At 35.0% G+C, this 12,729-nt stretch carries 15 protein-coding genes; all 15 read left to right on the top strand.

The genetic code is table 11. The annotated features are described in order from the left end of the window. The first annotated feature begins 424 nt into the window (after positions 1–424). Complete coding sequence (gene flgB / locus H280_RS0102335; protein WP_231401756.1) at positions 425–853, top strand: flagellar basal body rod protein FlgB; 429 nt, start codon at positions 425–427, stop codon at positions 851–853. Positions 854–870: 17 nt separating this feature from the next. Further along, complete coding sequence (gene flgC, locus H280_RS0102330; RefSeq protein ID WP_020059502.1) at positions 871–1,284, top strand: flagellar basal body rod protein FlgC; 414 nt, start codon at positions 871–873, stop codon at positions 1,282–1,284. A 27-nt stretch (positions 1,285–1,311) separates the two neighbouring features. Next, positions 1,312–1,608, top strand: a complete 297-nt coding sequence (fliE, locus tag H280_RS0102325) for a flagellar hook-basal body complex protein FliE (protein WP_020059501.1) — start codon at positions 1,312–1,314, stop codon at positions 1,606–1,608. 23 nt (positions 1,609–1,631) lie between these two features. After that, complete coding sequence (gene fliF / locus H280_RS26005; protein WP_020059500.1) at positions 1,632–3,173, top strand: flagellar basal-body MS-ring/collar protein FliF; 1,542 nt, start codon at positions 1,632–1,634, stop codon at positions 3,171–3,173. 12 nt (positions 3,174–3,185) lie between these two features. Further along, the gene (gene fliG, locus H280_RS26000; RefSeq protein WP_020059499.1) at positions 3,186–4,190 is read left to right on the top strand and encodes a flagellar motor switch protein FliG; all 1,005 of its coding nucleotides are present in this window, start codon (positions 3,186–3,188) and stop codon (positions 4,188–4,190) included. Beyond that, entirely contained in the window at positions 4,177–4,896 is a 720-nt protein-coding gene (locus H280_RS0102310) for a FliH/SctL family protein (protein ID WP_020059498.1), read from the top strand. The genes fliG and H280_RS0102310 overlap by 14 nt, the downstream gene beginning before the upstream one ends. Beyond that, complete coding sequence (locus H280_RS0102305) at positions 4,893–6,197, top strand: flagellar protein export ATPase FliI (RefSeq protein ID WP_020059497.1); 1,305 nt, start codon at positions 4,893–4,895, stop codon at positions 6,195–6,197. Before H280_RS0102310 ends, H280_RS0102305 begins: the two co-directional genes overlap by 4 nt. A gap of 166 nt (positions 6,198–6,363) precedes the next feature. Next, on the top strand, positions 6,364–6,738 hold the full coding sequence (locus H280_RS0102300; RefSeq protein ID WP_051094725.1) for a hypothetical protein: 375 nt from the start codon (positions 6,364–6,366) through the stop codon (positions 6,736–6,738). Next, on the top strand, positions 6,731–7,882 hold the full coding sequence (locus H280_RS0102295; RefSeq protein WP_020059495.1) for a flagellar hook-length control protein FliK: 1,152 nt from the start codon (positions 6,731–6,733) through the stop codon (positions 7,880–7,882). The genes H280_RS0102300 and H280_RS0102295 overlap by 8 nt, the downstream gene beginning before the upstream one ends. Positions 7,883–7,885: 3 nt before the next feature. Beyond that, a complete protein-coding gene (locus H280_RS0102290) occupies positions 7,886–8,377 on the top strand; it encodes a flagellar hook capping FlgD N-terminal domain-containing protein (RefSeq protein ID WP_020059494.1) in 492 nt (163 codons plus the stop codon). A gap of 48 nt (positions 8,378–8,425) precedes the next feature. Beyond that, entirely contained in the window at positions 8,426–9,703 is a 1,278-nt protein-coding gene (gene flgE / locus H280_RS0102285; RefSeq protein WP_020059493.1) for a flagellar hook protein FlgE, read from the top strand. A gap of 178 nt (positions 9,704–9,881) precedes the next feature. Beyond that, the gene (locus tag H280_RS0102280) at positions 9,882–10,217 is read left to right on the top strand and encodes a DUF3964 family protein (protein WP_020059492.1); all 336 of its coding nucleotides are present in this window, start codon (positions 9,882–9,884) and stop codon (positions 10,215–10,217) included. Between the two features lie 253 nt (positions 10,218–10,470). Then, positions 10,471–10,956: a hypothetical protein gene (locus tag H280_RS0102275; protein ID WP_020059491.1), complete on the top strand. Its 486-nt coding sequence runs from the start codon at positions 10,471–10,473 to the stop codon at positions 10,954–10,956. Positions 10,957–11,168: 212 nt separating this feature from the next. After that, positions 11,169–12,077, top strand: coding sequence for a chemotaxis protein (locus tag H280_RS0102270; protein ID WP_020059490.1), 909 nt, complete (start codon positions 11,169–11,171; stop codon positions 12,075–12,077). A gap of 462 nt (positions 12,078–12,539) precedes the next feature. After that, on the top strand, positions 12,540–12,729 hold a 190-nt coding region (locus H280_RS22945), incomplete at its 3' end, for a helix-turn-helix domain-containing protein (protein ID WP_020059489.1).

Genomic DNA, 12,729 nt, shown 5'->3' with positions numbered 1-12,729 from the left:
AAGCAAAGATAGAAAGCAAGTAGCAGTCATTTTTTTCTGTATAGCAGCAACTTATATATGTATATAAGTTAAAAATCGACATAAAGCCCCCTTTCTTTTTTATGGGAGAAGACGAGAGCGTCTAGCCGTAGATAGAAGCGTTCAAGGCCTTTTTCTGCCACATGCGAGGTTTAAAACAAAGGGAGAAAACAAGTGCAGATCATGATGTATTCTGCATAGTAGTGACTTATATGTTGAAACAGTAAAATGGATATATATGGGTTAAAAATTAAAAAATATTTATATAGAAGAATATTTTTATATTTTTTTTAATTTTTTTAAAGACAAGATTGTAAAAATGACATAAAATATTGAGAGATACATAATAATATATTATTTTAATAAATGTATGCGTTTGTTAATAATATCGAAATATCAAAATTAAATGATGGAGGGAGTTGAGAATATGCCGAATTTTATTAGTGATGTTGGTCATTATATGAATTATTTAGTGACAAAGAGAAATGCTGTTTCTAATAATGTTTCTAACGCGAATACGCCAGGCTTTAAAGCGCAAGATGTTGATTTTGCTGAACAACTTGTAGGGAGTAATGAACTGTATAAAAAAAATGAATTAGATTTACAAAAAAATAGACAAATGTATCAAACGAATGTAATGCATTTACCACTGACAAACGAAACAAATACATATGCAAAGATTCGAACAAATAATTTGGCTGTTAAAGAAGATGGCAATAGTGTTGATGTGACAAAAGAAATGATTGATCTTGTCAAAACGAATCAGTTATACGGTGTATCTATTAATGCGATTAATACGCAGTATACAATTGATCAAGCAGCTAGAGGACGTTAGGAAAAGAGGGGAAATATATGTTTCAAGCAATTAATGCGAGTGGTTCTGGTTTAACAGCAGCAAAGAAATGGATGGAAGTTACTTCTGATAATATTGTAAATGCCAATACGACAGTAGGAGCTGATGGAGGACCATACCATCGCCGCAGCGTAGTGTTAGCGCAAAATAATAGTTTTGCAAGCATGCTACAACAACAACCTAACACAGGTGTGAAAGTAGAATCTATTGAAACCGATCCAAGGGAGAATTTGATTTACGATCCATCGCACCCACAAGCAAATGCAGAAGGGTACGTACGTTATCCGAATATTGATATGACTGCGGAAATGACAAACGTAATGGTCGCTCAAAAGATGTATGAAGCAAATACAAGTGTATTTAATGCTAATAAAAAAATGCTTGATAAAGATTTAGAAATTGGGCGAGGTTAAGAATCCAAAAGGAGAGGGAGATAACGTATGAAAATTCAATCGATTGTTAATACACAGCCGTTTAGCGGAATTCAGCCGCTCACAGCACCGAAAACGTCTTCTGTGCCTGTAGAAGGAAAAGCGTTTATCGATTTACTTGAAGGCATGAATCAAACACAAAATAATGCCCAAACAGCAGTATATGATTTGCTTACAAAAGGTGTAGGAGAAACACATGAAGTAATGATTCAACAAAAAAAAGCAGAAGCACAAATGAAAACTGCAGCTGTTATTAGAGATAATCTTATCGAAAATTATAAACAGCTTATGAGTATGCAAATTTAGAAATATGGACGGATGTGTGTGAAATGGAAAAAATAAAAGGTGTGTTCCAGTCGTTAAAGACGTGGCATAAGATGGTGATTGGAGCTGCTATTTTAGCTATTATTACAGCTGGATTGCTATATTACACGATGCCTGATAAATATGTGACTGTTTACCAAAGTTTAAGTGATAAAGATAAACAAGATATAACTGTTGAATTATCGAAGTTAGGGGTTGACTATAAGCTGAATCAAGACGGTTCTATTGCTGTATTAAAGAAAGATGCCTCTATGATTCGAAAAGAAATGACAGGAATGGGTTTACCGTTTAATTCGAAAAGCGGTGAAGACATTTTGTTGGAAAGTTCGCTTGGTTCTAGTGAGCAAGATAAAAAGATGAAACAGCTTGTCGGAACGAAGAAGCAATTAGAGCAAGATATTGTAAGAAATTTTGCAACAATTGAAAGTGCAAATGTACAAATTACTTTACCAGAAAAAGAAACAATTTTTGAGGAAGAGAAAGCAAAAGGTACAGCAGCTGTGACAGTTGGCGTGAAAAGAGGCCAAACGTTAACGGAAGATCAAATTATGGGTATTCAACATATGATTAGTGCTGCTGTAACAGGGGTAAAATCAGAAGAAGTAAGCGTTATTGATAATAAAAAAGGAATCCTTTCAAAAGGCACAAGTGAATCACAAAATAAGGGTTCATCTTCTTATGACAAAGAAATAAAACTTCAAAATGAAATTGAAGATAAATTAAAGCAAGATATTGAATCAACATTAACGGGCATGTTTAAGTTAAATGATTTTAAAGTGAATACGAAAGTATCTGTGAACTACGATGAAATGACAAGGCAGTCTGAGAAGTATGGTGACAAAGGTGTACTTCGCAGTAAACAAGATCAACAAGAGAAATCGACAGCACAAGAAGGAGCACCGCAGCAAAGCGCAGGGATTACTGCAAACGGTGAAGTTCCTAACTATGGAATTGATAAGAACAAAAATGGAAAAGTTGTCTATGATCAAAATAGTGGAAATAAAATCGAAAACTATGAAATTGATAAAACGGTTGAAACAGTTAAGAAACATCCAGAATTAACGAAAACGAATATCGTTGTTTGGGTAGATAATAAAACATTAGCAAAAAGAAATATTGATATTAATGCCTTTAAGCAAGCAATTGGAACTGCTGCTGGATTACAAGCTGATCCAAATGGAAACTTTACGAATGGTCAAGTGAATATTGTGACTGTTCAATTTGATGAGCCGAAGAAAGCAGAACCAAAAGAAGCACAAGAAAGTGGCTTTAATTGGTGGGTTCTTGGAGGTTCTTTAGTAGGCTTATTATTAATAGGCGGTGCACTATGGTACTTCTTGGCGAAACGAAAAGAAGAAGAAGAAGAAGAGTTTGAACCAGAAGTAATGGAAGAAATAGCGGCTACCGAAGACGTTATGGAATATAAAGAGAAAATAGAAGTACCAGAAACGACAGAACCTTCATTAGATGAGCAAGTACATCAAGTAGCCAGAGAACATACAGAAGGTACTGCAAAAGTAATTAAAAAATGGTTAAACGGACAGTGAGGGACATAAGTGATGATAGACGGAATCTCTTCGAAAGAAAAAGCTGCCATACTTGTTCGTATGTTAGATGAAGATGTGGCAACACAAATTATTGAATATATGAATGAAGAAGAAAAAGAAGTATTATTACGCGAAATTGCTAAGTTTCGTGCATATAAAGCCGAAACGTTAGAAAACGTATTAGGGGAATTTTTATATGAATTAAATGTAAAAGAATTGAATTTAGTAACACCAGATAAAGAATATATTCGCCGTATTTTCAAAAATATGCCGGAAGAAGAGCTGGAAAAGTTATTAGAAGACTTATGGTACAATAAAGATAATCCGTTTGAGTTTCTTAACTCACTGACGGATTTAGAACCATTACTAACGGTATTAAACGATGAATCACCACAGACAATTGCCATTATTGCGTCGTACATAAAACCACAACTTGCTTCAAGGTTAATTGAAAGATTGCCAGATTATAAAAGAGTGGAAACAGTTATGGGGATTGCAAAGCTTGAACAAGTTGATAGCGATCTGATTGCACAAATTGGCGATCTGTTAAAATCGAAATTAAACATGATGGCGTTTAGTGCAATTAACAAAACGGATGGCTTGAAAACGATTGTAAACATCTTAAATAACGTTTCTCGCGGTGTAGAGAAAACAGTATTTGAAAAACTTGATGAAGTTGATTATGAATTATCTGAGAAAATTAAAGAGAACATGTTTGTCTTTGAAGACTTATTACGTCTTGAAGATTTAGCAATGCGTCGTGTATTAGAAGAAATTGCCGATAACGGACTTATTGCTAAAGCATTAAAAATTGCGAAAGAAGAAATTAAAGAGAAGTTATTTACATGTATGTCTAATAACCGTAAAAATATGATTTTGGAAGAACTAGATGGTATTGGTCCACTTAAGATGAAAGATGCTGAAAAAGCACAACAAACGATTACAAGTACTGTGAAAAAACTAGAAAAAGAAGGTCGTATTGTTATTCAAAGAGGTGAAGAAGATGTCCTTATTTAAAAACAGAATTCCCAAGAATTCTGTTTCTTTTTCTCATCAAACATATGAATTACAATTTCCACAACCGGAAATAGAAGAAATAGAAGAAATAGAAGAAATAGTAGACAGCGAAGAAGCATCAGAAATAAGTGAAATGAAAAGGGAATTATTTGTTCAAAAGGAACAGCTGCAGTCAAAAACGCTTCATTTGCAACAAATAGAGAAAGAGTTAGAGGAAGAGAAAACAAGGTTGCAGCAAGAAAGAGCACAGTTTGAAGTGTTACGAGAAGAACACAAAAAACAAATCGCAGCAGATCGCCGTGCTTTGCTTGAAGAACAGAAAGAAATTGCAACACAATGGTCAGAATTACTTTGGGACCAATCGCTGCAGTTAGCTCAAAATATTGTAAATCAAGCTATTGATGTTCGGCAGCTGGATTTGTTACCGATTTTAAATGGTATTGTTCAAACGTTACCGACATCTTTTGAAAAGCTTTCTATTACCGTTCACCCTGAAACGTTTGAGCAAATTGAACGAGAAAAAACGGTAACAAAAGAGTATTGGCTCCTGGAACTTGTTGAATGGAAATATGATTTTTCATTACAGTTTGGTGAATTTATTTTAGAAGAAGAAAAAGAGTTTTTTGAATTTAAATTCAGTCCAATTTTTGAAACGCTTCGCGAACAGTGGAAAGAAAAGCAATTACTCGAGGGGCAACCAGTATGAAAGAATGGCTTATAACAGAACATGAAAAATGGAATGCGCACATGGAAGCACCGTTTTATATTAAAAGAGGGAAAGTACATAGTGTACAAGAGCAATTCTTTGTTTCAAAAGGGCCGAAAGCAAAAATTGGTGATGTTTGTCTTGTTGGAGAACATAATGTCTTATGTGAAGTAATTGCGATTGAAAAAGAAAATAATATGCTTCTGCCATTCGAACAAACTGAAAAGGTCTGTTATGGAGACGCGGTTACCCTTATTAGCGAAGATGTTACGGTGCCGCGCGGTGAGCATTTGCTCGGGAAAGTGTTAAATGCAAATGGCGAAATCTTAAACGAACAAGAAGCTACTACACCACTGCAAAAAATAAGGCTCGATGCACCGCCGATTCACGCGTTTGACCGTGAAGAAATTACAGAAGTGTTTGAGACAGGTATTAAATCAATTGATGGTATGTTAACGATTGGTGTCGGTCAAAAGATTGGGATTTTTGCAGGCTCGGGTGTTGGGAAATCAACATTGCTTGGGATGATTGCCAAAAATGCAAGTGCAGATATTAATGTAATTAGTTTAGTTGGTGAACGAGGACGTGAAGTAAAGGATTTTATTCGTAAAGAGCTAGGCGAAGAAGGAATGAAAAAAAGCGTTGTTGTTGTAGCAACGTCTGACGAAAGTCACCTTATGCAGCTTCGCGCTGCAAAATTAGCAACTTCAATCGCAGAATATTTTCGCGATCAAGGTAAGAATGTTCTGCTCATGATGGACTCTGTAACTCGCTTTGCCGATGCCAGAAGAAGCGTGGATATTGCAGTGAAAGAGCTGCCTATTGGCGGAAAAACATTGTTAATGGAAAGTTATATGAAGAAATTACTTGAGCGCTCTGGAAAAACAAAAATAGGTTCGATTACAGGCATTTATACGGTACTTGTTGATGGTGACGATTTAAATGGCCCAGTACCGGATTTAGCACGTGGTATTTTAGATGGACATATTGTATTGAAGCGCGATTTAGCTACATTAAATCATTATCCAGCTATTTCTGTATTAGATTCTGTAAGTCGAATTATGGAAGAAGTTGTAGCACCTGAGCATTGGAAGCTTGCGAATGAAATACGAAAGACGCTATCAATTTATCAAGAAAATGAATTGTACTTTAAACTTGGTACAATTCAAGAGAATGAAGAGAATGCATATATTTTTGCATGTAAAAATAAAATAGATGATATTCATACATTTTTAAAGCAAGGTCGAACGGAAAGCTATCGTTTTGCCGATGTAATTCAGCAAATGGATGGTGTTATGTAAAGACCTCAATTTTGAGGTCTTTTTATTTAAGAAATATATTCAGATTCTAGAATATTTAGCAGATTTTTTTCTAAAAAACCTATATAATAAGAATAAGTAAAGGTATAATAGAAAGGGGTTTAAAAAGCAGGTGAAAACAAAACAGTATGAAACGATAAAACTACAAATGAATCAAGAAAAAGAACATGTCTTAAAAGAAGTGTATGAATTAACAACGGAAAAACGAAAGATAGAAGCAAAAAAAGCACATGATTTGAATGTTTTTCAATCACGTAGTAAAGTGATGCAAGTCAATGAAAGTATTCATATTGGCATGTTGTCCTCTCATACGTTTTCACCTGAAAGAATAGAGGAATGGAATAGAAAAATAGAAAAAATTGAAGAGTTTATCTTGAAAAACAAACTCCTTCTAGAGCAAATTCAAGAAAAAGAACGCGTGATTGATGAGATGTTTCAGCAAAAGTGTCAGAAAGCTGCAAAGGAACAAGGAAAACGCGAAGAAAAAATGTTGCTCGACTTAAGAATGTGTATGAATGGGTGATGTGAAAGAAATGATTGAATCTATCTTACCAGTGCAATTGAATGTGTCACAGCGAAAAGAAAAACCATTAGAAGTGCAAGCGAAAGAAGAACAAACTTCATTTTCAGAGAAAATGAATGAGAAGTCGGTGGAGAAGCCAAAACGATCAACGATAGAAAAAAGCGAACCGCCAAAAGAAATGAAGGAAAATAGTTATGAAATTGAAAAGAGTAAGTTTGTAAAAAAGGAATCGCTTGTTTCAAAAGAAGAGAAAGAAGAAGACAAGCCGATAGAAGAGTTACTGTTAGCCATTTCAGAACAGATGCTAGGAATTGAGCAACTACGTGCACAACCAGAATCGTTATATCAATACATACAAAAAATACAAAAGATATATGAAACGTATGGAAATATAAAATTAAATGAGCTTCCAGCAACAGAGCTTCAATCGCTTATGGGATTTTTGAAAGAAAATAATATTCAAAATACAATATGTTTGGAAGATACAATAGGGATGGCGTTAGAAAAATTAACAACGCCAGAAAATATGACTGACTTTGCAAAGATCATACAAAGTGAAACGTGTGATTTAATGAAAAAGGAGCAGGAACCAATTGCAACAATAAGTAAACATGAAATAGAACAATCTATTAACAAAGATGAGTTGGAAAAAACGCCAACACTCGAAGATACGGATGTTCAACTTCCAACAGGCGAAACCAATGCGAAACCATTTCTTGTAGGAAATGATTCAGTTGTAAAGCAAGATATGCCAGCGCAAAAAGTATCGCTTCCTGATTTAGGAAAGAAAATGGAAGCACACGTTGAAGAGTTGCAAAAGTTTGTCGTAAAACAAGAACGCGTTCTTTTTCAATTAAATCCTGAAAAGCTTGGCGCATTAACTGTGTATATGAAAAAGCAAGGTGATCAAATTCAAGTTCATATTGAAATGGACAAACACGATGCGAAGAAGAAAGTCGAAATTATTTTTGAGGAATTGAAAAATAAATTAAAAGAAAAAGATATTCAAATTGAACTAAGCTATACAGATAAAGATCAAAAACGTGAGCAGCAGGAAAAAGGACAACAATATAAGCAAAAGCAAGTAGTTGTCAAGAAAGAACAGAAGGCAGAGCAAGACTTTGCTGGATTATTGGAGGAATAAAAAGTGCCAACGGTTGGACTCAATACAACAAGTACAAACCATATCCCAGTAGGACAAACGCAGCAAGTACAAAATAAAAATGCTGTAGCAGCTACTCAACAAAAAACACCTGGTATTATGGGGAAAGATGATTTTTTAAAACTCTTTTTAGCGAGTTTTCAACATCAAGATCCAATGAATGCTATGGATACGAATCAAATGATGAATCAAATGTCACAATTGTCACTTATGGAGCAAGTGCAAAATATGACAAAAGCTGTTGATTCCTTGAAAGACACGATGTATACAACAGCACTAGATGGTGGGATGAAGTTTCTCGGTAAATACGTAAAAGGTGTAAACGGCGAAGGGAAGGAAGTAGTAGGGAAAGTTGATACGATTCGCCTTGGAGCCAACAATGATGTACAGCTTGTAATGGGTGATCAAGTTGTATCACTTCGTTTCGTTGTGGATGCTTCTGATAAAGAAATAATGCCATCAGCAACAACAAAATAAGCAATATAAACAAACATTAAACAAAATTTTAAGGAGTGTACAAAGAATATGATTAAAGCATTATATACAAGTATTACAGGTATGAACGCAATGCAAAACGCATTAAGTATCACATCAAATAACATCGCTAACAGCCAAACAGTGGGCTACAAAAAACAAAAAGCAATGTTTGATGATTTATTATATAACAATACAATGGGTGCCAGAGGCGATGAAAATTATGCTGGCACGAACCCAAAAAGTATTGGTAATGGTGTGAGACTAAGCGGAACAACAACAGATTATTCAGCGGGCCCTATTAATATGACAAATGGAAAAACAGATGCAGCAATTGACGGAAATGGATTTTTTGTTGTAGGTGATTCAAAAGGTGGAAATGTACAATACACACGTAAAGGGACATTTAGTGTATCTAATGATTATTATATTGTGAATTCTGAAGGGAAATACGTACTTGCGTATCCGACGAAACCTGGAAAACAGGACATTGATTTTTCTAATGCACCACAGCCAATGAAAGTTCCAATGGGCAGTGCAATTCCTGGAACACGTACTGATCATATAGAAATGACGGGAAACGTAGCAAGAACTGACGCGGAAACTGCAGATGAATTTTCAGTGTATGATGAAGAAGGAAATACATTTACGATGCGTGTAGAGCTGAAACAAGTGACAGACGCACAAGGAAAACCAGTAGCTGGTGAGTATAAGTATAGAGCATTAGTTCGAAAGGAACACGAGCAAACTTATACTGAAATAGTTAATAATAAAAATTTGAAGTTTAATAATCTTGGTGAACTAATCCAAACGGATACTGCGGTAGTTCGTGATCCAGCTACGAATAAAGTTATACAAGGCGGAAAAGTGACAATTCCATTTGGCGCTGGAGTAGAAGTAGATTTCAGTGGTGCAACAAATTATCCAACTAAAAAAACAATCACTCATGAAGGAGTTACAGGTCGTCCTGCGGCAACAGTGGAAGATTGTGAAATTTCTGAGGGTGGCTATATTATGGTGAAGTATAGTGATGGAAGTAGTAGAGCTGCAGGACAACTTGCGGTAGCAACGTTCGCGAATGAACAGGGACTTATGAAAATAGGAAATGGTAACTATGTATCGACACCATCTGCTGGTGATCCTGCTGTAGGTGTTTCTGGACAAAATGGAACTGGTACAGTTCGTGGGAAATCACAAGAAGGATCAAACGTTGATTTAGCTGTAGAATTTGTTGATTTAATGGTGTACCAAAAAGGATTTACTGGAAATACAAAAGTAATTAAAGTAGCAGATGATGTATTAAATGAAGTTGTAAACTTAATTCGTTAAGAAAGCTGAGCCTCTATCATTGGGACCTTCATCCTAACTGATAGAGGTTGAACCAATTGGACAGTTATCCTCCACCTATATGTTTTCTTTGCAAGGTGGAGGTTTTACTGCCTGTTAATGCGAATAAAAGATATAGATTCTATATCTTCTCATCATGAATAGTGAGGTTTCTACAAATATGACAAGAGAAGAACGAATTTTGCAGTTGCCGTTTTTTCAAGATAAACGAGAGCTTGCACAGCAAATTGTAAATATTGAACAAAAAGAAGGTAAATATTTACCAAACCAATTTGTTATTAAACAGGTACCTCCTTACACATTTGGAGAGAAACAAGCAGTAATTGGTCGTGTTCATGAATTTTATTTTATTGGGATTTATAGCGGTAATAAATGGAAGTATCAAGCGTTTGCGGATGTTATTCAATGTCGTTCATTCTTTATTCGTTTGCCAGGTATTATAGATCAGCAGTTAGCATTTTGGTTTAATAATCTGGAATTACTAGCAGTTTCGTAAAATGAAGTTTTTATAACATGTGAGGCTGTTATATATACGAGTTAAAAATGACATAAAAACCTATTTCTTTTTAGTTAGGCGAGAGCAACTGGCCATGCATAGAAGCGGCTAGGGCCTGTTCCTTCCACGTGCAAGGATCTAAAACAAAGAGGGATAGCGAGTGCAGGTCGTGTTGGATTTTGCATAGCAGTGGCTTATATGTCGGAAAATTAAAATGAATATGTAGTAAATGTCAATAAGGGAGGAAATGAATATGGCGCAAAATAAATACCGTGTAACGTTCATTTCGCCAAGTGAAATTGAGCAGCGAACGATTATGGTAGCAAATAGTTTACCTGATTTAATTCGTAAAGTAGAGAGTGTAATGACGGATCCAAACGGTTATTTTATCAATGACAAAAAAAATAACTGTTATTTTCAAGTTGTAAAACAAAATGTCACGTTCATTCAATATGAACTCTTATTCTCTGATAAAGCAATTCATATTGAAAAAGTGAAACATGTTGCACCCGTGATTATGAAGAAATTATTTCAAATGATGCCAGATCCGGAAATATATGGACTTGCATTACTTGATGTTGATGAAGAAACGAAAACTTTTCTCTTAACAGAAATGGATGATTCCTTACGCGTACAAGTTGAGAAAGAAATTAGGCAAAAGTGGGAAGCCTCACCGGCAGAAATATCAGAGGCACAAGAGGTATTACTTGATACGCTCGTTTCACTTACAAATGAGTAAAGTATATATAGATACAAATTGAAAAACTAACATAAAAACCCTTTTCTTTTTCGGTGGGCGAGAGTAACTGGCCATGCATAGAGGCGGTCAGTTCCTTTTCCTGCCCCGTGCAAAGTTTAAAACAAAGATAGGTTCTGCATAGCAGCGACTTAGATGTTGAAAAGTCAACTTGTATTTATATATAGAAAAATAGAGAGGAGCATTACCCGTCTATGTCACAAGCGCAAAGTATTTTACTAGAAAGTGGAACAAATGAGTTAGAAATCGTAACATATACAATTGGGGAAAATTTATTTAGTATAAATGTTATGAAAGTGCGTGAAATTATCAATCCGTTTCCAGTAACACCAGTTCCAGAAGCAAATACAGCAGTTGAAGGTGTTGTACAAGTACGCGGTGAAATTTTACCTGTTATTAACTTAGCAAAAGCATTGAACTTAAAATCTAGTAAACCACTAGATCAAACAAAGTTTATCATTTCAGAATTGAATCAAATGAAAGTGATCTTCCGTGTAGATGAAGTGTATCGCATCCAGCGTATTTCATGGGAACAGATTGATGAACCAACTTCTTTATCGATGGGACTAGAAGAAACAACATCGGGAATTGTTAAGCTTGATGAGAAAATTATTTTATTATTAGATTATGAAAAAATCGTATGTGAAATTAGCAATGTTGGTTATGAAACAAAAAAACTAACTGGACTAGTAGAAAAAACAGACCGTGCCGAAAAAAGTATTTATATTGCAGAAGATTCTGCGATGCTTCGCCAAATATTAGAAGAAACATTAACAACAGCTGGATATACAAAAATTAACTTCTTCAGTAACGGTGCAGAAGCATTAGCACAAATTGAAAAATTGGCAGAAGAACAAGGAGAGAATATGTTCCAACATATTCATCTACTTATTACAGATATTGAAATGCCGAAGATGGATGGACATCATTTAACGAAAGTAATTAAAGATCACAAGGTAATGAACCGATTACCAGTTGTTATTTTCTCTTCTTTAATTACAAATGAATTGTATCATAAAGGCGAATCTGTTGGAGCCAATGCACAAGTAAGTAAGCCGGACATTCAAGAACTGATCGGGCTTGTAGATAAGCTTGTTTTATAAAAAAATATGGTAATGACTCAGTCACTCTATGAAAAACCGATAGAAAAGCATTTTTTAAATGGGCGAGAGGTACTGGCGGTGCATAGGAGCGGTCAGGGCCTTTTCCTGCCACACGCAAAGTTTTAAAACAGAGAAAGGCAGCGAAGTCTAGGTCCATTTTTATCTTCATGGCAGTCATTATACTCCTTACCAAACTTCTAAATGAAATGTATGGCTGAGTAGTTACTAGATATGTAAAGTTTTATTATAGACTATTGAGAAATTTATTTTAAGTAATTAAACAATACACACATCCTAATGAAAAGAGAAGGTAATGATCTATTATATAGAGAATTATCTTCTTTTTTCTATTTATATGACGAATTGTATTATTAAGTGCGACACTTAAAAAAAAACAAAAAAGCCCACCTCGCTTCGTGTAAAATAGAAGTTACCACACAACCTTTTACACGGAGGACGAGTATGAGCTATTCACATTTTACCACGTTTGAACGTGGACAACTAGAAGCACTTTATAAATTAGGGTATTCCACAAGAAAAATTGGTGCGATTTTGAAGCGGCATCACTCTTCTATCGCACGAGAATTAAAAAGAAATGTCAAAGAAAACAGTACGTACTGTAGTGAAAAAGCACAAAAGGAATATGTACAGC

Source organism: Bacillus sp. 123MFChir2 (genome assembly GCF_000383235.1).
Lineage (GTDB): Bacteria > Bacillota > Bacilli > Bacillales > Bacillaceae_G > Bacillus_A.
The sequence above is the reverse complement of the archived record's forward strand: the minus strand, read 5'-3'. Positions and strand labels throughout refer to the sequence as shown.

Coding starts and splice junctions, on each gene's coding strand:
- flgB (WP_231401756.1), top strand. CDS start 425: ATGATGGAGGGAGTTGAGAATATGCCGAATTTTATTAGTGATGTTGGT.
- flgC (WP_020059502.1), top strand. CDS start 871: ATGTTTCAAGCAATTAATGCGAGTGGTTCTGGTTTAACAGCAGCAAAG.
- fliE (WP_020059501.1), top strand. CDS start 1,312: ATGAAAATTCAATCGATTGTTAATACACAGCCGTTTAGCGGAATTCAG.
- fliF (WP_020059500.1), top strand. CDS start 1,632: ATGGAAAAAATAAAAGGTGTGTTCCAGTCGTTAAAGACGTGGCATAAG.
- fliG (WP_020059499.1), top strand. CDS start 3,186: ATGATAGACGGAATCTCTTCGAAAGAAAAAGCTGCCATACTTGTTCGT.
- H280_RS0102310 (WP_020059498.1), top strand. CDS start 4,177: ATGTCCTTATTTAAAAACAGAATTCCCAAGAATTCTGTTTCTTTTTCT.
- H280_RS0102305 (WP_020059497.1), top strand. CDS start 4,893: ATGAAAGAATGGCTTATAACAGAACATGAAAAATGGAATGCGCACATG.
- H280_RS0102300 (WP_051094725.1), top strand. CDS start 6,364: ATGAATCAAGAAAAAGAACATGTCTTAAAAGAAGTGTATGAATTAACA.
- H280_RS0102295 (WP_020059495.1), top strand. CDS start 6,731: ATGGGTGATGTGAAAGAAATGATTGAATCTATCTTACCAGTGCAATTG.
- flgE (WP_020059493.1), top strand. CDS start 8,426: ATGATTAAAGCATTATATACAAGTATTACAGGTATGAACGCAATGCAA.
- H280_RS0102280 (WP_020059492.1), top strand. CDS start 9,882: ATGACAAGAGAAGAACGAATTTTGCAGTTGCCGTTTTTTCAAGATAAA.
- H280_RS0102275 (WP_020059491.1), top strand. CDS start 10,471: ATGGCGCAAAATAAATACCGTGTAACGTTCATTTCGCCAAGTGAAATT.
- H280_RS0102270 (WP_020059490.1), top strand. CDS start 11,169: ATGTCACAAGCGCAAAGTATTTTACTAGAAAGTGGAACAAATGAGTTA.